This window comes from Ruminococcus hominis (genome assembly GCF_014287355.1).
Classification (GTDB): domain Bacteria; phylum Bacillota; class Clostridia; order Lachnospirales; family Lachnospiraceae; genus Schaedlerella; species Schaedlerella hominis.
On record NZ_JACOPE010000001.1, the window covers coordinates 1,705,220 to 1,724,315 of the forward strand.

20 protein-coding genes are annotated in these 19,096 nt (G+C 34.8%); 1 reads left to right on the forward strand and 19 read right to left on the reverse strand.

Translation table 11 applies throughout. The features are described 5' to 3' along the window. Nucleotides 1–100: 100 nt before the first annotated feature. The 15 genes from H8S40_RS07585 to H8S40_RS07655 all read right to left on the reverse strand — a co-directional run bounded on the left by H8S40_RS07585 (nucleotide 101) and on the right by H8S40_RS07655 (nucleotide 15,271). Nucleotides 101–742, reverse strand: a complete 642-nt coding sequence (locus H8S40_RS07585; protein WP_186865635.1) for a precorrin-8X methylmutase — start codon at nucleotides 740–742, stop codon at nucleotides 101–103. A gap of 23 nt (nucleotides 743–765) precedes the next feature. Beyond that, complete coding sequence (locus H8S40_RS16140) at nucleotides 766–1,770, reverse strand: bifunctional adenosylcobinamide kinase/adenosylcobinamide-phosphate guanylyltransferase (RefSeq protein ID WP_243238204.1); 1,005 nt, start codon at nucleotides 1,768–1,770, stop codon at nucleotides 766–768. 37 nt (nucleotides 1,771–1,807) lie between these two features. Next, entirely contained in the window at nucleotides 1,808–3,331 is a 1,524-nt protein-coding gene (locus tag H8S40_RS07600; RefSeq protein WP_117989209.1) for a cobyric acid synthase, read from the reverse strand. Continuing rightward, the gene (cobD, locus tag H8S40_RS07605) at nucleotides 3,313–4,383 is read right to left on the reverse strand and encodes a threonine-phosphate decarboxylase CobD (protein WP_186864960.1); all 1,071 of its coding nucleotides are present in this window, start codon (nucleotides 4,381–4,383) and stop codon (nucleotides 3,313–3,315) included. The genes H8S40_RS07600 and cobD overlap by 19 nt, the downstream gene beginning before the upstream one ends. A gap of 70 nt (nucleotides 4,384–4,453) precedes the next feature. Next, nucleotides 4,454–5,416 carry an adenosylcobinamide-phosphate synthase CbiB gene (cbiB, locus tag H8S40_RS07610; protein WP_186864961.1) on the reverse strand — a complete coding sequence of 321 codons (963 nt, stop codon included), beginning with the start codon at nucleotides 5,414–5,416 and terminating at the stop codon, nucleotides 4,454–4,456. After that, complete coding sequence (locus tag H8S40_RS07615; protein WP_186864962.1) at nucleotides 5,413–6,024, reverse strand: histidine phosphatase family protein; 612 nt, start codon at nucleotides 6,022–6,024, stop codon at nucleotides 5,413–5,415. The genes cbiB and H8S40_RS07615 overlap by 4 nt, the downstream gene beginning before the upstream one ends. A gap of 11 nt (nucleotides 6,025–6,035) precedes the next feature. Next, nucleotides 6,036–6,809: an adenosylcobinamide-GDP ribazoletransferase gene (locus H8S40_RS07620; protein ID WP_186864963.1), complete on the reverse strand. Its 774-nt coding sequence runs from the start codon at nucleotides 6,807–6,809 to the stop codon at nucleotides 6,036–6,038. A 2-nt stretch (nucleotides 6,810–6,811) separates the two neighbouring features. Next, entirely contained in the window at nucleotides 6,812–7,879 is a 1,068-nt protein-coding gene (gene cobT / locus H8S40_RS16145) for a nicotinate-nucleotide--dimethylbenzimidazole phosphoribosyltransferase (protein WP_121055123.1), read from the reverse strand. Nucleotides 7,880–7,900: 21 nt separating this feature from the next. Then, nucleotides 7,901–9,304, reverse strand: coding sequence for a cobyrinic acid a,c-diamide synthase CobB (locus H8S40_RS16150; protein WP_121055121.1), 1,404 nt, complete (start codon nucleotides 9,302–9,304; stop codon nucleotides 7,901–7,903). Between the two features lie 8 nt (nucleotides 9,305–9,312). Then, complete coding sequence (gene cbiT, locus H8S40_RS07630; protein ID WP_186864964.1) at nucleotides 9,313–10,548, reverse strand: precorrin-6Y C5,15-methyltransferase (decarboxylating) subunit CbiT; 1,236 nt, start codon at nucleotides 10,546–10,548, stop codon at nucleotides 9,313–9,315. 11 nt (nucleotides 10,549–10,559) lie between these two features. After that, nucleotides 10,560–11,294 carry a precorrin-3B C(17)-methyltransferase gene (cobJ, locus tag H8S40_RS07635; RefSeq protein ID WP_118688016.1) on the reverse strand — a complete coding sequence of 245 codons (735 nt, stop codon included), beginning with the start codon at nucleotides 11,292–11,294 and terminating at the stop codon, nucleotides 10,560–10,562. A gap of 3 nt (nucleotides 11,295–11,297) precedes the next feature. Then, the gene (cobM, locus tag H8S40_RS07640) at nucleotides 11,298–12,059 is read right to left on the reverse strand and encodes a precorrin-4 C(11)-methyltransferase (protein WP_186864965.1); all 762 of its coding nucleotides are present in this window, start codon (nucleotides 12,057–12,059) and stop codon (nucleotides 11,298–11,300) included. A gap of 13 nt (nucleotides 12,060–12,072) precedes the next feature. Next, entirely contained in the window at nucleotides 12,073–12,822 is a 750-nt protein-coding gene (gene cobI / locus H8S40_RS07645) for a precorrin-2 C(20)-methyltransferase (protein WP_186864966.1), read from the reverse strand. Beyond that, nucleotides 12,819–13,985 carry a cobalt-precorrin-5B (C(1))-methyltransferase CbiD gene (gene cbiD, locus H8S40_RS07650; RefSeq protein WP_186864967.1) on the reverse strand — a complete coding sequence of 389 codons (1,167 nt, stop codon included), beginning with the start codon at nucleotides 13,983–13,985 and terminating at the stop codon, nucleotides 12,819–12,821. Before cbiD ends, cobI begins: the two co-directional genes overlap by 4 nt. After that, nucleotides 13,982–15,271, reverse strand: coding sequence for an O-antigen ligase family protein (locus H8S40_RS07655; RefSeq protein WP_118737935.1), 1,290 nt, complete (start codon nucleotides 15,269–15,271; stop codon nucleotides 13,982–13,984). Before H8S40_RS07655 ends, cbiD begins: the two co-directional genes overlap by 4 nt. 165 nt (nucleotides 15,272–15,436) lie before the next feature. Here H8S40_RS07655 and glf point away from each other — a divergent pair, with 165 nt between their 5' ends. Next, nucleotides 15,437–16,543 (forward strand): UDP-galactopyranose mutase, encoded by a 1,107-nt coding sequence (gene glf / locus H8S40_RS07660; RefSeq protein WP_186864968.1) that lies wholly within the window; start codon nucleotides 15,437–15,439, stop codon nucleotides 16,541–16,543. Nucleotides 16,544–16,603: 60 nt separating this feature from the next. Here glf and H8S40_RS07665 read toward each other — a convergent pair whose 3' ends face one another. The 4 genes from H8S40_RS07665 to H8S40_RS07680 all read right to left on the reverse strand — a co-directional run bounded on the left by H8S40_RS07665 (nucleotide 16,604) and on the right by H8S40_RS07680 (nucleotide 19,089). Continuing rightward, nucleotides 16,604–17,197 carry a manganese catalase family protein gene (locus H8S40_RS07665; RefSeq protein ID WP_186864969.1) on the reverse strand — a complete coding sequence of 198 codons (594 nt, stop codon included), beginning with the start codon at nucleotides 17,195–17,197 and terminating at the stop codon, nucleotides 16,604–16,606. Next, nucleotides 17,198–17,467: a spore coat protein CotJB gene (locus H8S40_RS07670; RefSeq protein ID WP_186864970.1), complete on the reverse strand. Its 270-nt coding sequence runs from the start codon at nucleotides 17,465–17,467 to the stop codon at nucleotides 17,198–17,200. Continuing rightward, complete coding sequence (locus H8S40_RS07675; protein ID WP_243238205.1) at nucleotides 17,464–17,715, reverse strand: spore coat associated protein CotJA; 252 nt, start codon at nucleotides 17,713–17,715, stop codon at nucleotides 17,464–17,466. The genes H8S40_RS07670 and H8S40_RS07675 overlap by 4 nt, the downstream gene beginning before the upstream one ends. Before the next feature lie 90 nt (nucleotides 17,716–17,805). Beyond that, on the reverse strand, nucleotides 17,806–19,089 hold the full coding sequence (locus H8S40_RS07680; RefSeq protein ID WP_186864971.1) for a S1C family serine protease: 1,284 nt from the start codon (nucleotides 19,087–19,089) through the stop codon (nucleotides 17,806–17,808). Nucleotides 19,090–19,096: the final 7 nt, after the last annotated feature.

Below are 19,096 nucleotides of genomic sequence, written 5' to 3' on the forward strand. Positions count from 1 at the left end.
TTCAATTTATGATTGCTTTCGCTGTTGTTCATCATATCACTTATACCATATTCTAACAAGTAGAATTTTTCAACTAATCTTATCTGTTTTTTGCTTTATCTCACAAATCCTCATCTAACATATAAATAAGTGCATTACAAATACATGCTGCAATATTACTTCCACCTTTTCTTCCTCTGGCAATAATATAAGGCGTATCTTCTAATTTTAAGATTAACTCTTTCGATTGAACTACATTTACAAAACCAACCGGAACACCAATAATCAGTTCGGGATCAACGATTCCTTTTTCGACCTGTTCATACAAATGTATCAGTGCTGTAGGTGCATTCCCAATCGCATATATCAACTTTTTATTAAGCTTTGCTGCCTTTTCCATACTTGCAACAGCTCTCGTAGTACCGTTCGTTTTTGCCTGTATTGCAACGTCTTCATCCGACATAAAGCAAAATACTTCTCCACCATATTTTGCAAGTCGTTTTTTATTGATCCCCGATTTTCCCATCTGTGTATCTGTTACTATGGATGCGCCCTGTCGGATTGCATCTAACGCTTTTTGAACAGCATCCTTTGAAAAAACTAAATTTTTCGCATAATCAAAATCCGCACTTGTGTGAATGCATCGTTTCACGATTGGTTCTGTTCCAGGAATCAATTGTGTATCTCCAAGTTCTTCTGTGATAATCTCAAAACTTCTTCTTTCAATATCTTTTGGTAGTACCTGTTCTAGTTCTATAGCCATTTTTTCACCTGTTTTCTTTCTGATCATTTCAGCTTTTCGCCAATACCACAAACTACTCGCGTTACTTTGTCTGCCTGTTTTGCAAGAGTGGTACAGATTCTTCCAACCTGTTCTCTATAATAACGTTCAAACGAATCCACCGGCACAAGCCCATATCCAACTTCGTCACAAATTATTACTTTTTGTATATCTTTCGCAAAAATTTGTTCTATTATTTCTTTGATATCTAATTTCTCATTCTTTAAAATTCGTTTTATATAAATTTCAAAGTGATAAATTCCAATTGCGTTTTGAATTTTTTCAAAAGAATCTATTTCTCCGTCTGCCCATTGTATTTGAGGATAAAGTTTTCTTGCATATTCTAGTTTTCCTTGATATGCACCACCAATAATTAAATGCAATCCTGCTTTTTTGTTCATACACTTCACCTTTTCATTTTTATATAAAACTGCCTGTCCATATATTACTTCTTCTACTTCTACTGCTGCTTTAGCCAGTTCGCAATTTACTTTTCCTAAAACCTGCTTATACATCAGCATTTCATTTGAATAAACTGTTGATTCCGAAAAGACTTCATTTGTTACAATAACAATATTTTCGTAAATATCGTTTAACTTTTCCACGCCATTTAAAATGTAATCCGTGAGTTTTTCGACTACTTCGTTATTGGATAATGCGGGATACTGTTTTTTTAAAATTGTATTTATACCCGTTTCATCAAACAACTCATTTGCAACAAGATTTGACATACATTCTAATAGTACAATTTCTTTTTTATCCGAGTTTTTTTGAAATTTCATATTCTCAACAAATTCTGACAAATTTGTAAAACATTCTTTCGTCTGAAAATTTTTCTTTGCTCTCATTTGTCTATGTCTGTTTATTTTTTCTTCGGTTTCCCTTCCATATGGAATCATTGTAGCAAGATAAACTTTCGAACTGTTTGTTTTTTTACTTAATTCACAGAGTTTGTTTTCTGCATATTCCGATTTTCCGCTTCCACTTCCTCCTGTTATAAGGTATAACATAACATTTTGCTCCTGATTTATTTGATAATTCTATCTATTAGCACGATTTCACTATTTTCATAATATTTAAAATCTTATATATTGCACTCATATCCAGATTTTCACGAATAATGGCTGCAAGCTTATCATACTGTTCTTCTTTATATGCAGACATATCCACAGCCTCTACTTCATTGATATTTAATCCTTTTTGTTTCAATAATGCAATTATAAGTTGCCTTGCAACTTCTGGTTTGTCAAAAATCCCATGTACATAGCTTCCATATACAGTTCCTTTTGCAGCCCCATCGATTGTTAAAGTATTCTGCACGATATCATTTAATTTCAAAATACCTTGTGTATCATTCAAATAACTCGTTTTTCCCATATGAATTTCATATCCTTCAATTTCAATTCCTTTTAATTCCGAAAGCATTCCGGGAACTTCTTGAAATGTTCCTTTCACACGAGTTCTTTTCTTTTCTTTTTGAAATACTGTTTTTATTGGAAGCAATTCAAGTCCTCGGATTTTTCCTGCTCTCTCAACCCCATTTGGATCTTCTATCTCTGCTCCAAGCATCTGGTAGCCTCCACAAATACCAAATACCAGTTTGTTATGCTTTGCATGTTTCTGGATTTTCATCTCAAGACCATTTTGCCGCATCCACAAAATATCTTCCATTGTATTTTTACTTCCAGGGAGAATTACTGCATCAGGATTTCCAAATTCTTCAGCACTAGTTACATAACGGACAGAAACCATATCCATACATTCTAACGCCATCATATCTGTGAAATTTGATAACCTTGGAAAACGGATTACTGCAATGTCAATTAACGACACCTCTTTTTTATTCTGGATTCTTTCCGACAGACTGTCTTCTTCATCAATGTCTAGATGAAAATACGGAATTACCCCGAGTACCGGTTTATTTGTTCTGTCTTCTAACATTTTTAATCCTGGATCTAATATTTTTTTATCTCCGCGGAATTTATTGATAACAGTCCCTACAATTCGGTCTTGCTCTTCTTTTTCCAAAAGTTCTATAGTTCCAACAATCTGTGCAAAAACGCCTCCACGGTCAATGTCTCCAACTAATATTACCGGTGCATCCGCAAGTTTTGCCATTCCCATATTTACAATATCTTCTTGTTTTAGGTTTATTTCTGCCGGACTTCCTGCCCCCTCAATGACGATAATATCATATTCTTTATTAAGTTGCTCATAGGCCTGCATAATTGCAGGAACATATTCTTTTTTATGGCGATAATATTCCATAGCAGACATATTCCCCATCACTTCTCCATTTATGATAACTTGCGAGCCTGTATCACTGGAAGGTTTCAATAAAATCGGATTCATCAAAACAGAGGGCTTAATCCCTGCCGCTTCAGCCTGCATCACCTGTGCCCTTCCCATTTCAAGACCTTCTTCTGTAATATACGAGTTCAACGCCATATTTTGTGATTTAAACGGAGCCACTTTATATCCATCCTGTGCAAACACTCTGCATAATCCTCCCGCAAGAATACTTTTTCCTGCATTCGACATTGTTCCTTGTATCATAATAGATTTTGCCATTTTCTTACCTCTTCTCTTAAAGCTGTTAGTAATCGATTATTTTCTTCTTCTCTTTTTATTGCTATTCGATAATACCCTTTTTTTAATCCGATATAATTCTGACAGTCACGGATCAAAATATTTTTTTTAAGTAATTTTTCGTACAAAGACACTTTTTCTTCATAATATATTAAAATGTAATTTGCATCCGATTTGATATAGGATATTCCGATGGATTCTAACTCTAATTCCATTCTTTTACGTTCTTTTGTAATATATTGTCTGGTTTTTTCAACACGTTCTTCATCCTCAATTGCTGCAAGTCCTGCCGCTTGAGCTACTGTCGATACACTCCAAGGTTGACGTACCCTCTGCATTCTTTCCAGTAAAGAATTATCACTGCACAATATGTATCCCAGTCTTAATCCGGGTATTGCATGCATTTTAGTAAATGCACGTAAAATAACTAATTGAGAACAATTTTTTACCTCTGTTTGCATAGTTGATTCTTTGGGATTTTCTAAGAATTCATAAAAACATTCATCTAATATCAAACGAATCTGGTATTTTACGCATTTTTCTAATATCTGCATTAGTAAATTTTTAGGGATTTTTTTTCCGGTCGGATTATTGGGAGAGCATAAAAATACAACATCTAAATCTGAAGTCAAATTCAAAAGAATGTTCTCGTTTACTTCAAAATCATCTTTTGTATACAAGTATGCATGCCGCACATCACACTCAACTGTTCGTAGTGCCTGCTCATATTCTGAAAATGTTGGTGCTGTAACTAATGCCTTTTTTGGTTTTTCTGCGAGGACATAGGAAAAGATCAAATCTGCAGCCCCATTTCCACACAGTATATATGGCTCTGGCAATTCCAAATAATCTGCTATCTTTCTAACCAATGCACGGCACTTGTTGTCCGGATAATGATGAATCTCTTTTAAAGCACTTTGTGCAGCTGCGATTACATTTTCACTAGCACCAAATGGATTAATATTCGTTGAAAAATCCAATATTTTATCATATTCTTTATAGTTATAAATGTCTCCTCCATGTACATATTGCATTTTTATTCCCTCTTAGCTCGCCTTTTTCATTTGTATAATTGTATACAATCACCTTGTATGCAATTATACTCTATATTATATAAAATAATAGTTTAAATGTTCCGAATATTATCATTGTAACAATTGCTGTAACATACATCAAACGATTTGTTTGACAAATATCCTCAATACGTATTGAACGAATCGGTTCTCCAATATACGGTTTCTTATATAACTTTCCAAAATACCACGCATCACCGGCCAATTGTATATCCAATGCTCCCGCACATACTGCTTCTGTTTGCGCCGAATTTGGACTACTGTGATTGTAACGATCTCTTAAAAAGATTTTCCAAGCGTTTTTCCAATCTAGTCCACATAAAAATGATGCCAAAACCATCACAATTGCCGAAATTCTAGCCGGAATATAATTTACAAGATCATCCATTTTTGCTGCTATTCTCCCTATATATAAATATTTTTCATCTTTATAGCCCAACATAGAATCCATTGTATTAATTGCTTTATATAACATTCCAAGAGGAGCACCACCTATTAACATATAAAAGAGGGGAGCGATCACGCCATCCGATGTGTTTTCTGCTATTGTTTCAACAGTTGCTTTTGTTATTCCTTCACAATCTAAATTTGCTGTATCTCGTCCAACAATCATTGATACCGCTTTTCTTGCTCCCTCTAAATCACTATCTTTCAATTTCATATATACTTTCATGCTTTCTGTTTTCAACGATTTAGCTGCAAGCAATTGATAACACCAGAACATCTCCAGCAAAAATGCCGCAATTTCATTTTTGCTTTTCAAAATTTCTAACACTCCATATGGGATTCCCGTAAATAAAATTACAACTATTCCCCATAACACTGCCCCACCTATCAATAATCCGGATTTTGAATTTCGGCTTATTTTACGGACAGCTTTTTCTAGTAATGAAATAACATTACCCATAATACGAACCGGATGGTACAACCATACCGGGTCTCCAAACAGAAAATCTAAACAAAACCCTCCAATACAAGCTACCAATGAAATCATAGCTTTTTAATCCCCCTCAACACTTTCTTTTGCCCCTCTTTCCATTCTTTTTCATCCAAATACATCTGATAACCTTCTCCATTTTTTAATAACCAATCGTAAAACTCAGAAGCTTGTTCCGAAAATTGCGAAAGAACAGCCATAATAGAACCTCCATGAATAACAAAACAGACACATTTTTTATGTTGTTCTATCGCCTGAAATATGGATTCTTCAAATCCGTCTCTGCATCGCTTTAAAAAGCTTTCACGACTTTCTCCTTTTGGAAAAGGTAAAGTCCCATTTGATTCCAGCCATGCCTGATATTCCGGAAATGCTTGTAATTCTTCATGATTTTTGTTTTCAAATAACCCAAAATCACTTTCTTTAAGCTTAGGCTGTAATTGTAATGCAATATCCGAAAAATATATTTTTGCGGTTTCTACACATCTTTTTAATGGACTTGAAATAAGCATATCCGGTAACTGACATTTTTTTAATTTATTTTGCATTTGCTCAATTATAACAAGCTGTGTTTCTTTTTTTATCAAAGACTCATCGGTTGTTCCGATATATCTATGCTCTACATTTCCTTTTGTTTTCAAATGACGAATCAAATAAATTTCCATTTTTTCTCCTGTCATACTAAAGCGTACAATCTTGTTCCTAATACAATTACTCCCAACATGAGCAATTCAAAGACTTGTAAAAAATACCCTGCCAGATCTCCCGTAATGCCTCCAAATTGTTTCTTACATAAGATTTTATAATATTGAAAGAAAAGCGTTCCTGCCACGAACAGAGTTATAGCATTTCGGGGATTGTATACTAGCATACAACCAGTACTTATCACTATCCAGCAATACATTATCATTTTAACACGATTTTTTTGTGCAGCATCTTGAAAGGTTTTGGCTAAACCGCTATTTTTTGCAGTTTGAAATGTTACAACAGAATAACCGCTCAATGCTCTAGATAGAACATAACTCCAAGAAATCAATGGCAGCATTTCAACACTTACTTCGCTCCACAATGCAATATTGCACAATAGATAACATCCCATCCCAATAATTGCAAATGCACCTGAATTCGAGTCTTTCAATATTTGTAGTTTCTTTTCTTTATCACCCCAGGAACTGAGTGCATCCATTGTATCCAAAAAGCCATCAAGATGTATTCCTCCGGTTATCATTATTGACAGTAAAGTCATGATTACAGAAAAAAACAAACTGCCAAACGTACTTTTTATAAGTAATGTACCGATTATCTGCACACATACACCAATCACAATTCCAATCACCGGGAAAAAGCACATTGTATATTTCATATTTTTATCATTCCATTCCACCTTCGGCATCGGAATTTTAGAATACATGGAAAATGCAATGATTATTGATTCAAACAAATTTTTCATAACTATTCCAAAACCTCATATTGTTCTACTTTAATATCTGCAAATGTTCCCATTTGTCGATATACCTGCAAACCCATATCTAATAAAGGCATTGCTGCTACTGCACCGCTTCCTTCTCCCAAACACATATTACAATCTAAAAACGCAGATAGTTTTAACTCCTCAAGAAGCATTCGCCCGGCAGGTTCATTTGAAACATGTGACGCAATTATATAGTCTCTGGTTTCTGGAATCATTTTCACTGCACATAAAGCAGCTGTTGTAGAGATAAAGCCATCTAAAACAATTGGTACATGGTACATTGCACCTCCAAGACATACCCCTGTCAATCCGGCGATATCAAGGCCACCTACACAAGCTAATACCTCTATTATGTTTTGTGGATCAGGTTTATATTTATTAATTGCCGTTTCAATCGTAGTAATCTTTCGTTGCAATCCCTCAGATGAAAGACCGGCTCCTTTTCCCGTTACTTCTTCCACTGATTTTTGCAATAATATTGCCGTAACAGCACTGCTTGTAGTTGTATTTCCTATTCCCATTTCGCCAGTTGCCAGAATATCATAGCCTTTTTGCTTACATTCTCTGACTGTATCAATACCAATCTGAATTGCTTTCCATACTTCTTCTCTGTTCATAGCAGGTTCTACTGCAAAGTTTTTGGTCCCATAGCTGACCTTTTTTTCCTGAACAGTTATAGAACTTACATCTGTGATCATTCCGATATCAACCGGTATTAAATCAACGCCCGCTATATCGGCCATAATATTTGTACTTGCCGCATGATGCATAAAATTATCCGCTACAATTGCTGTCACTTCCTGCCCGATCTGGGTTACACCCTCTGCAACCACCCCGTTATCAGCACACATAATGATCAATCCCTTTTTATCCAACTGATACTCTGCTGTCTTTTTCATTCCAGCCATGCGTACCACTACATCTTCCAGTTTACCAAGACTGAACAATGGTTTTGCAACTGACATCCATCTCGCTTTTGCAGCTTCCATACTTACTTTATCTGCTTTATCTATTTGTTTTCTTAATTTTTCTATTGTTAGCGTTGTCATTTTTTATCTTACTTCCTCTATCTAGTTCGTCTGATTCACTGTAATATCCCATTCTTTACAGGCATCTATAAAACGCTCTACAAAGTTTGGATTAGACCGAAAATAAAGGTGTGGAAATCCTGCAAATAAATTATCTCTCATATGAATACAATTCCAACTTCTTTTTTTATCCGGCTTTACCGCAAGACAATCTGTTCCATTCTGTGTACTGTCCCAATAATGAAACTCATGAGCTTTCATTATTTCATCCTTTTTTAAAAATTTTCCGTTTTTCTCTGCCTTTAAAGTAATATATCCAAATCTCCCTAATCTGTCCGTTTTAAATGCTTCGGCTTTTATTACATTCGTCATCTTAATTTTCATTCTCTCTGGATTTTCCAGTGTTTCATGCAAATATAAAAACCCTCCACATTCTGCAATTGTTGGCATACCCGCATCTATTTTGCTTTGAATATCTTTTCTCATAGATATATTTGCTGATAATTTTTCTGCATACAATTCCGGATATCCCCCGCCTATAATCAATCCTTTTATATTTTCAGGCAGTTTTTTTTCTACCAATGGACTAAATTCTACCAATTCGCATCCTTTTTCGCGAAGCATTCGTAAATTTTCTTCATAATAAAAGCAAAATGCCTCATCTCTGGCTATTCCGATTCGAACTCTATTTTTTACAATACTCTTTTCATCCAACGAATTTTTTATTACTGTTTCTATCTGTGGTGCCTGACATGCTATTTGTAAAATCTGTTCCAAATCTACAGTACTTTTAATAAGCTCACCAGCTTCATGTAGCTTTTTCTGAATATGGATTATATGTTCTGGCAGCTTCAATCCTAAATGACGGCTTTCCAATTGAAAAGCTTCATGTTCCGGAACATATCCCACTATGGGTATATCATAACCACATTTCAACAATTCGGTTTCAATGAGTTGCTTCATACGTGGATATATCATTCCTGATATACGATTTAAAATAATTCCCCTTATCTGCTGATCTTTTCGAAACTCTAACATTCCCAGAATAATAGGAACAACGGATAATGCCATTCCCTTACATGGGACAACTAAAATAGCCGGTATAGATAAGCTTCTCGAAACATCATAGGAACTTGCCTGATCGGACTCTAGTGCAAGGCCGTCATAATACCCCATAACCCCTTCCGTTATAACAATGTCTCTATTTTTTCCATGGTTCACAAATAACTCTTGCAGAGAGTCTTTCGTACTGAAAAAAAGATCCAGATTCTCGGAAGGTACTTGAAGTACCTCCCTATGAAACATTGGATCTATGTAATCCGGTCCACATTTACATGCGGCCACATCTATATTTTTCTGCTTCAGTGCGGATAAAATTGCACATGTAATTGCCGTTTTACCACTTCCACTGGAGCTACCGGTTATCATTATTCTCGGTATTTGCATAAGCTATTTTAGCCTTCCTTTCTATCCGTCACAATATAAATCGGATTCTGTCCAAGCATCATATGATATTGTCCGAGTGTCTTCGCTTTTGATACGCAGACCTGTATAATTTCAGGATTTTGTAGTAGCCGTTCTTTTGTTGCCTCCATTATTTCTTTAATTGTTTCTAATGAAATTGCATTCAATACGATGGTTACTTCGGGATTTTTATCTCTCACAGCTTTTAATATAGCTTTTAAATTTCCTGATGTTCCTCCAATAAAGACATGGGTTGGTTTTTCTAATTTGCTCAGTACATCCGGCGCTACTCCCTCAATAGCTGTAACCCAATCTGTACAAAACTTTTTCTTGTTTTCTTCTATTAACGATATTCCTTCCGGATTCTTTTCTATTGCATACACCCGGATTTTTTCTGAACATAACGCTGCCTCAATTGAAACTGAACCTGTTCCTGCCCCAATATCATACAATACAGCTTCCTCAGTCAACCCTAATTTACGAAGACTAATCTCTCGTATCTCCTCTTTCGTCATAGGAACTTTTCCACGTACCCAGTCTTCCTCTGGAATCCCCTTATACTTCCAACTTTGTGGTCTTGTGTTTTTTACCATTACAGTACATAGGCCTGATAAATCTTCTATTGTTAGTTCAGAACCCTTCCGAATTACTATTAATTCATTTTCATAAGACAAATTTTTACCTATATAAAATAGAGTATCGTCCAAATGATATTTTTTTACTTTTTTACAAACTTCTTCTGCAATATCATTTCCACCAAGAAGTAAGAAGGTTTTATTATGATTTGCAATAGTCTGGATGTAATTTTGCTTTTCACCATGCGCACTTATAATTTTGGCATCATCCCATGATGTATGCAACTTTGCTGCCAGATATACAACAGACGAAATACCAGGAATCTGATATACCTGTATACACTGCTCATCATTTCCCAATTTTGTTTTAATTACATTTTCCAGTTTCTTTGCTCCGCTATAAAATCCTGTATCTCCAGATAAAACAATCCCTATATTCTGATATTGTAAATGTGTATCCAGCCACTGACAAATTTCATCTGGTTTATAAGAGCAAAATTGAGGTTTATTATATTCTTGAACGGATTCCAGCATTCTGGATGCTCCTATAATGCAATCACACTGTTCTAAAATGCTCTCTGTTAATAATGTTCGTGTATTTCTCGAACCCATTCCTATCCCAATCAAATAAATCTGTCTTGTTATATTCATTTTTATAATCCTTATCTTGTTACATTATATCCTCTAGGTGTGACCATTTTATGATTTAAACACATTGTTTGGGCATTTCCTATAAACACCGTTGTAAACATATCCGTCTCCGTATGTTCTAACTCTTCCAGTGTAAGAATCTGTCTTGTTTCTTCTTTTCTTCCTATATTGCGGACTAAACCACAAATAGTCTCTGGTTTCTTAAACTCTTTCATAATTTTGCAAGCTTTTTCCAGATAATCGCTACGTTTTTTGCTGGAAGGATTATAAAGGCAAATAACAAAATCAGCCATTGCAGCTGCCCTTAATCGTATTTCAATTTTATCCCATGGGGTCATCAAATCACTCAAGCTGATTACGGCAAAATCATGCATCAGCGGTGCTCCTAAAACCGCTGCCCCTCCAATTGCCGCAGTGATTCCCGGAATAATCTCTACCTCAACTTCTGGAAATTTTGAACTAATCTGAAGCATTAATCCGGCCATTCCGTATACTCCTGCATCACCACTACATACCATGGCTGTTGTTTTTTCTTGCATTGCTTCCATAAATGCCATATGACATCGTTCTACTTCTTGTTTCATTGGAGTACTTTTATATATTTTATCCGGAAATGTGTCCCGAATCAAATCTAAATACACTGGATAGCCAACAATTACTTCACTTTGTTCTAAAGCGGTATACGCTTCCCCTGTCATCTGCTTTCCAGCCCCTGGTCCAAGACCAACCACGTAAATTTTCTTCATATATCAAGGCTCCTTTCTTCCCTTTCTAAATTCAGTTGTAAAATCAGGATGGTATAACTCAGAGCGTTGATATTCACTGTTTAATACACGGCCAACAACGATAAGTGCTATTTTTTTGATGTCATTTTCTTTTGCTGTTCTTGCTAATGAGTCTATTGTACAATGATACACTTTCTCTTCCGGCCATGTTGCTTTATAAACAATTGCCGCAGGAGTATCCGGTGAATAGCCGCCCGCTATTAGTTCTTTTTGCAACTCCAAAAGCATGCCCGTACTTAAAAAGATTGTCATCGTTGCCTGGTGTGATGCAAAGGAACGAATTGATTCTCTTTCCGGAACAGGTGTACGCCCTGCCATTCTTGTAATAATCACAGACTGTGAAATACCGGGCAGTGTATATTCCGCATTTAATGCCGCTGCTGCTCCGCAGAAAGAACTTACTCCGGGACATACTTCGTATTTAATTTGTTCCCTCATAAGCCAATCCATTTGCTCTTTAATCGCACCATAAAGGCATGGATCTCCTGTATGTAAACGCACAATTTCTTTTCCTTCGTGATCTCCATTAACCATAACATCCATAACTTCTTCTAATGTCATTTCTGCACTATTATAGACAATACAATTTTCTTTTTTGTTATTCAACAGCTCTGGATTGACAAGTGAGCCCGCATATACAATAATATCTGCTGTTTGAAGAAGTTTCAATCCTCTAACTGTAATCAAATCTTCCGCTCCCGGACCTGCTCCTACAAATGTTATCACGTATTTTCCTCCTTTATTCTTTCGCTTCTTTTATAATCATCAATGAATAATACCCTGTCGTTTCTGGTATATCGTCTATGGTTCGATATATTTTTTCATTTTTCATACCACAATTTTCTACCATTTCAACCTGATAATTTTCATTCTTTAATAACTGTTTTACTTTTGCTAACTGTTTTCCGGTTTTCATCAATATTTTTGTTCCTGGTAATCGTAGTTCTTGCTCAATTTCATAGGATGCCGGAAGAATATGAAGCTCCTCTCTATTTTCAACCAAGCCTATGTTCAACCTTGCTGCAGCACTGCAAAATGAAGGGACCCCAGGAATTAAATGTGTTTCATAATTTTTATCCTGAAGATGTTTGTGAACATATAAAACCGTTGAATAAACAGTAGGATCTCCTAATGTAATAAAAGCGACAGATTTTCCTTTTTTTAGATTTTCTATAACTTTTATTGCATCTGCTTCATGTATCAATTTTAATTTCTGCATATCTTTAATCATCGGCATCGGAAGCAACAATAATTCTTTTTCTTTTAACTCAGGTATGGCTTCCAAAGCTATTTGGTAGGCTACACAATCTTGTAAAGCCGCCTCATATTCCGCTTGTTCATCGAAATTAATGATTATAGGTTTTTCTATATATTCCTTTGACGAAGCAATCGCAATTACTTCGCATTCTTTCATTACACGAAGTGCTTTTATTGTCAATAATTCTGGATCACCTGAACCAACACCTACTCCATAAAATTTTCCTTTCATTCTAGTTTATACCCCTGTCGTTTCTGATCTTGTATATGTTTAAGAAGTTCTGACACCTGTGTTGTCTCTCCTAAAACCCCCTCTTCCTTAGAAAAGAGGATTGCACCAATTTTCAACTCTTCTCCGGCTCGATTTTGCAAATAAAATTCAACCCGTTTCATAACCGATTCCATAACTGTCTCTAATAAGTTTTCTCTTTTTAATATCTCAATCGCTTCCGTTGTTGTAATACAATTCATTAATTCCTGTATAACCGCTCTATCGGCACCACATAATGCTGCATGTACAGATAAAACTTCCATTCTGCAATCAGCCTGTCTAGAATGGGTGTTCATTACTCCTGCTGCAACTTTTATCAATTTACCGATATGTCCGACAAACAACAGTCCTTTCATATCCAAATTTACTGCATCATCAATAACATCTCCTACATAATTACTGTATTTCACTGCTATATCCGCATCAAATCCTAATGAATCATTTAAAAAGTCAATTCCATAATTCCCTGGTACTGCATAACACCAATCGAAACCATTTTCCTTTAACATTTTCATTTCAAGGAAAATCGTATCTGTTAATGCCTTTTCGCTCATAGGCTGCACAATTCCCGTTGTCCCTAATATGGAAATTCCTCCTTCTATCCCCAATCTTGGATTAAATGTTTTTTTTGCAAGTTCAACACCCTCTGGTACAGAAATAACGATGGACAAGCCTTGATGATAATCGTATTTTGCGCATTGTTCTTTTGCTTCTTTAATTATCATTTCACGAGGAACTTTATTAATTGCTGCCTGACCAATACTTTGTTCCAGACCTTTCCTTGTCACACGCCCTACACCTATACCACCATCAATGATAATTTCTGTTCCGAATCGTTTTTCAACTCTTGCATACACACAAATGCCATTCGTCACATCCGGATCATCACCACTATCTTTTTGTATACCACAACTCACCCAGTCTCTCGCTATTGAAATATCTTTTACTTCTAAATAGAGCTCTATTTGATTTGGTGTGAGCAAAGAAATATTTTGTATTTCATTTCCGGACAATAACATTTCCAAAGCTGCCTTCGTAGCTGCTGCTGCACAACTTCCAGTTGTATATCCAGTTTTTAATTTTTTTTGTTCATACCATATTTCTGTGCTATTTTGTCCTGTCATCTAATTTGTGCTCCTAGATTATCCTGAACCTGTACCATTTTGGAATTATTATTCTCTATATTAAAGTAAGCATTTATTAAAAGTAATCCTATTACATAGAAACCATTTTGTATACCATAAAAAGACGGATTAAATATCGGTCTTGCCAACATCCACGCTAAGCACAATAAAGTAAATAATTTTATTTGAATATTATTATATTTTACATACTGCCAAATCTCCTTGATATACACGCTAATAATCCCTAAAATTATCATAACAAATCCAATTAAGCCGAACTGATAAAGAAAAGAAAGGTATTCTGCTTCATAGGAAAAAGGAGCTGTCGTACTTCTAATCAAATTTGGAAGATAACTTCCCATACCATGACCAAAAAGAGGGGCTTCTGAAATTCCTTTGGTCAATTCTTGTATTTGAATCTGCCGAACCGAATCTGACTCAACTACTTTTGCAGAGAAAAAACGATATTGCACTATTTTAAATATAGGTTTAAACCAAATAAAAGAAGTTAAAACTGCTCCCCCTATTCCAATATATCGCACTTTTTTGGAAATATATTTCCATTCGAAAAGCAATAATAACACCATAAAGCTGGCAAATTCTACCATATACAATCTTGAATATACAATCATTGTATAGATTGCTAATAATACCGTAAGCCAAAACTTTTTACTTCGTCTTATTTCTGGAAGTAATAAAAAAAATGGCAATAATCCAATAACAAGAATATCTGAAGTACTTTGAACTCTAACAAATGTCAGACTTCCTAACTTCATTGTCATCATAATTGCTTCTACATTAAAAATTTGTATATATAACTGATACAAAACTTCATATTGAATTAACTTGCATAAAAAGATAACTTCTAATATTATTTTTGCAATTATTTTTGCCAGCATCATCCAAAATAAGCATCTCATTATCTTGTGTAAATCCAGTAAATTTTCTTTTATTAAATGCAAGATGATCAAAAACATAATAAAAGAAAGATATAAAAGCGAAGCACACTCCACACTATATTCACAACCTTGCAACCAACTAACCACACACCATAATGCCCCGCTTATTAAAACCACAATCTCCAATTTTGAAGTCCTAATTATGCTTTTCCAATCATTCAATTTAATAAATATATAGCCACTTACAGCCAAAAATAAACAGATACATATTTTTTGAACCGGAATGTTAAAAATTTTACCTATCGGTAATACATAACTCAATATATAAAGGCAAAATATTGTATTTAGCCAGTTCTTTTCTATTGTATTTATATTTTTATTATCCATATTACATCCTTCAACATTTCTATTTTATATAATCAACATGAGTTTATCATGATTTTTATTAAGTTTCAACTTATATTCCTTGACATTTTTTCTCCCACACTATGCAGTTTCCTAATTACATGATACAATATTATAGTATTACTCAAGAAAGACGAGGATTTAAAATTGAATCAGACAACATATGACTATTTAATTGTTGGAGCCGGTTTATATGGTTCTGTTGCAGCTAATGAATTGAAGAAAAAAGGCAAAAAATGTCTAGTTATAGATAAACGTGAGCATATTGCCGGAAATATATATACCGAGAATATCGAGGCAATAAACGTACATAAATATGGCGCTCATATTTTTCATACCTCAGACAAAAAAATATGGAATTATATAAACCAATTTGCTGAATTTAATAACTATATTAATTCACCTGTTGCTATTTATAAGGATGAACTGTATAATCTTCCTTTCAATATGAATACTTTCAGTAAAATGTGGGGAATACGTACTCCTCAAGAGGCAAAAGAAATGATTGCCAAACAAGTTTCTGAATCAGGTATTAAAGAGCCTAAAAATTTAGAAGAACAAGGATTATCTCTTGTTGGTCGTGATGTATTTGAAAAGCTTGTAAAAGGTTACACTGAAAAACAGTGGGGTCGCGATTGTAAAGATCTTCCATCATTTATTATAAAACGCCTCCCAGTTCGTTTCACATATGATAATAATTATTTTAATGACAGATATCAAGGTATTCCTATTGGTGGTTATACAGCAATTATTGAAAAAATGTTAGAAGGTATAGATGTACAACTCAATACTGATTTTTTTGAATTTCATAAATCTCATCCCGATATCGCTACTACCATCATTTATACCGGCATGATTGATGAATATTATAATTATCAATTTGGCGCACTTGAATACCGCTCTGTTAGATTTGAAACAGAAACTTTAGATTGTGATAATTATCAAGGAAATGCTGTTGTAAATTATACAGATCGAGAAGTCCCTTATACAAGAATCATTGAACACAAACATTTTGAATTTGGAACGCAGGAGAAAACTGTAATTTCCAAAGAATATTCTTCCGAATGGACTGTTGGCATGGAACCTTATTATCCGGTAAACGATGAAAGAAACAGTGCTCTTTACCAAAAATATAAAGAACTGGCAGATAAAGAAGAACACATTATATTTGGCGGTCGCTTAGGACATTACAAATATTATGATATGGATAAAGTAATAGCTGCTGCGCTGGATGATGTGAGTAAATTGATATAATTTTAAGTAGCACTTACTTATACTACAAGAATAAGTGAGTGCTACTTTTTTGTTTATAATTTAATCAAATTCAGGATTAATTGCATAGAAATTTTTACTATCTAAATTATCCTGCACAATTCTTAAGCTTTCACCAAAACGTTGATAATGAACAATTTCTCGCTCTCTTAAGAAGCGTATAGGGTCACATACTTCAGGGTCTTTCACAAGGCGTAAAATATTATCATAAGTAGTACGGGCTTTTTGCTCAGCTGCCATATCTTCGTGCAAATCGGTTATCGGATCTCCTTTAGATTGAAAATAGGTAGCGGTCCAAGGAGCTCCGCTGGCAGCTTGAGGCCAAAGAGCTAATGTGTGATCAACATAATACTTATCAAATCCCGATTCTTTTAACTGTTCTGGAGTTAAATCTCTGGTTAATTGATACACTATAGCACACACGATTTCCATATGGGCCAGTTCTTCCGTTCCAATATCAGTTAATGTGCCTGTTACTTCCTTATACGGCATTGTATATCTTTGAGACAAATATCTCATAGATGCAGCCAGCTCTCCATCTGGACCACCAAATTGCGATATAATGACTTGTGCAATCTTTGGGTTAGTTTGAGTGATTTTAACAGGATACTGCAATCTTTTTTCATAATTCCACATTTAGCATCCTCCTTCTTGCCATGGCCAAGGTTCATTTATCCAATTCCATTTTTCACAATCAGATTGTACGGCAGTATCAATTGTTAGTGGGCCATAATATCTGGCATACTCTTTTAAAGCTTCGTTACGCATATGACTATATTCTCTGAAATAAGACAAAGCTTCTTCATCCCAGGGATGTGTATCTAAATATAACTTTACATCATCAACTGCAAAACTGACTTCATAAATTTTATTTAACAAATCTCTTCTACATGGACAGGTTGTCATCTATTACATCCCCCTTTTCCATGAAATGGTTTGTCTAATTTTTCAAATATTGTTCCTCGTTGAAATCCTTTTTGGATATCATATATTTTTTCCCATTTTTGCCAAGGGACATACGCCATCGCAATTGGTAAATCAAATAAAACATCTTGTTCTCTTTGACAAGGACACGCCTGATTTACACAAGAAGTGTAATTTGAATTAAAATATCCTTGACGTTGATAACGCATATTATTGGAAGTATTTATCAATTTAATTCTCCCTTCAACATTTTCCAATATTAAGATATGAGAATAATGAAAAAAGGTTACGAAAGCAAACTACTTTCGTAACCCTATCCTTTATTTAGAAGATTTTCCAAGTTTTACATCTACTGTCTTTTCAGTCCATTCTCCATTGTTTTCAGGAACTTGAATAGTTACAGATACCGTTTTACCACTCTCATAGTATCCCAACTCTTTCTCTAGTTCCTCCATACTATTAACTGTTGTTCCGTTCAGTGCTGTAATAACATTGCCTTTTGTAATACCAGCTTCTTCTGCCCCGCCGCCTTTGACTATTTCAGCGACATAAACACCTGTAGGCATATTATATTTTTCAGCACTTTCTTCTGTTACATCATATCCTTTTACACCAAGGTATCCTTTTTTCTCTTCAGAAACCTTGTGTTTTGTTTCTTGATTCATCAGATTATCAATAATGTCAGAAACATCACTAATTGGTATTGCATACCCCATTCCTTCAACTGTTGTACTTGCTAACTTAGAAGAATTAATACCAATCACTTCGCCATTTGCATTTACAAGAGGACCGCCACTATTTCCTGGATTGATTGCAGCATCTGTCTGAATTAATTTTACGCCGGTTTCTTCAGTTTCACCTGTTTGCTCATCAGTTGTAGTACTTTCTCTATTTACTGCACTGATAACACCTGTTGTAACTGACTGGCCATATCCCATAGCATTTCCAATTGCAATAGCTGGCTCACCAACCTGGAGAGCTGTCGAATCTCCTAATGTTGCAACCGCAATTTTTTCCATTGTTTTCGAAGAAATCTGATCCAATGGAACAGCAATTACAGCAAGATCATGTTCTGAATCAGTTCCTTTTACATCTGCATCCACACTTGTATCATCATCAAATGTAACCGTTAAAGATTCATTATCTGCAATTACATGATTGTTTGTTACCATAAGAAGCTCATTATCTGTTTTCGCAATAATGATTCCAGTTCCGCAACTTTCACTCTGGTATTGGGATGTTTGACCCCAAAAATTCTGTACTTCCTGAACGCTCATATTCGTAATTGCAACGACTGATGGCATTACATCATTGACAATTGAAGAAACATCTGAAGTTACAACACTGGACGATTTTGTAACAGCTGTTGTCGTTGCTTTTACATCACTATTCGAGTTCTTATTTAATCCTAATATATTTGTTCCAATATAACTTGTTGATAAGAATACACCTGAAGAAACAATTCCAAAGATAATTGCTAATCCAATCACTGCTATAACTTTTGTTATTTTTTTCGGATTTTTTTGGTGATTAGGTTCTCCCTGTGAATAATTATTTTGAAACTGGTTATCATCCGGATTATAATAATTATATTGATTTTCCATATCAGTT

Excerpts from the sequence above, each read along its gene's own strand:
- H8S40_RS07585 (WP_186865635.1), bottom strand. The coding sequence starts at position 742 with ATGGCTATAGAACTAGAACAGGTACTACCAAAAGATATTGAAAGAAGA.
- H8S40_RS16140 (WP_243238204.1), bottom strand. The coding sequence starts at position 1,770 with ATGTTATACCTTATAACAGGAGGAAGTGGAAGCGGAAAATCGGAATAT.
- H8S40_RS07600 (WP_117989209.1), bottom strand. The coding sequence starts at position 3,331 with ATGGCAAAATCTATTATGATACAAGGAACAATGTCGAATGCAGGAAAA.
- cobD (WP_186864960.1), bottom strand. The coding sequence starts at position 4,383 with ATGCAATATGTACATGGAGGAGACATTTATAACTATAAAGAATATGAT.
- cbiB (WP_186864961.1), bottom strand. The coding sequence starts at position 5,416 with ATGATTTCATTGGTAGCTTGTATTGGAGGGTTTTGTTTAGATTTTCTG.
- H8S40_RS07615 (WP_186864962.1), bottom strand. The coding sequence starts at position 6,024 with ATGGAAATTTATTTGATTCGTCATTTGAAAACAAAAGGAAATGTAGAG.
- H8S40_RS07620 (WP_186864963.1), bottom strand. The coding sequence starts at position 6,809 with ATGAAAAATTTGTTTGAATCAATAATCATTGCATTTTCCATGTATTCT.
- cobT (WP_121055123.1), bottom strand. The coding sequence starts at position 7,879 with ATGACAACGCTAACAATAGAAAAATTAAGAAAACAAATAGATAAAGCA.
- H8S40_RS16150 (WP_121055121.1), bottom strand. The coding sequence starts at position 9,304 with ATGCAAATACCGAGAATAATGATAACCGGTAGCTCCAGTGGAAGTGGT.
- cbiT (WP_186864964.1), bottom strand. The coding sequence starts at position 10,548 with ATGAATATAACAAGACAGATTTATTTGATTGGGATAGGAATGGGTTCG.
- cobJ (WP_118688016.1), bottom strand. The coding sequence starts at position 11,294 with ATGAAGAAAATTTACGTGGTTGGTCTTGGACCAGGGGCTGGAAAGCAG.
- cobI (WP_186864966.1), bottom strand. The coding sequence starts at position 12,822 with ATGAAAGGAAAATTTTATGGAGTAGGTGTTGGTTCAGGTGATCCAGAA.
- cbiD (WP_186864967.1), bottom strand. The coding sequence starts at position 13,985 with ATGACAGGACAAAATAGCACAGAAATATGGTATGAACAAAAAAAATTA.
- H8S40_RS07655 (WP_118737935.1), bottom strand. The coding sequence starts at position 15,271 with ATGGATAATAAAAATATAAATACAATAGAAAAGAACTGGCTAAATACA.
- H8S40_RS07665 (WP_186864969.1), bottom strand. The coding sequence starts at position 17,197 with ATGTGGAATTATGAAAAAAGATTGCAGTATCCTGTTAAAATCACTCAA.
- H8S40_RS07670 (WP_186864970.1), bottom strand. The coding sequence starts at position 17,467 with ATGACAACCTGTCCATGTAGAAGAGATTTGTTAAATAAAATTTATGAA.
- H8S40_RS07680 (WP_186864971.1), bottom strand. The coding sequence starts at position 19,089 with ATGGAAAATCAATATAATTATTATAATCCGGATGATAACCAGTTTCAA.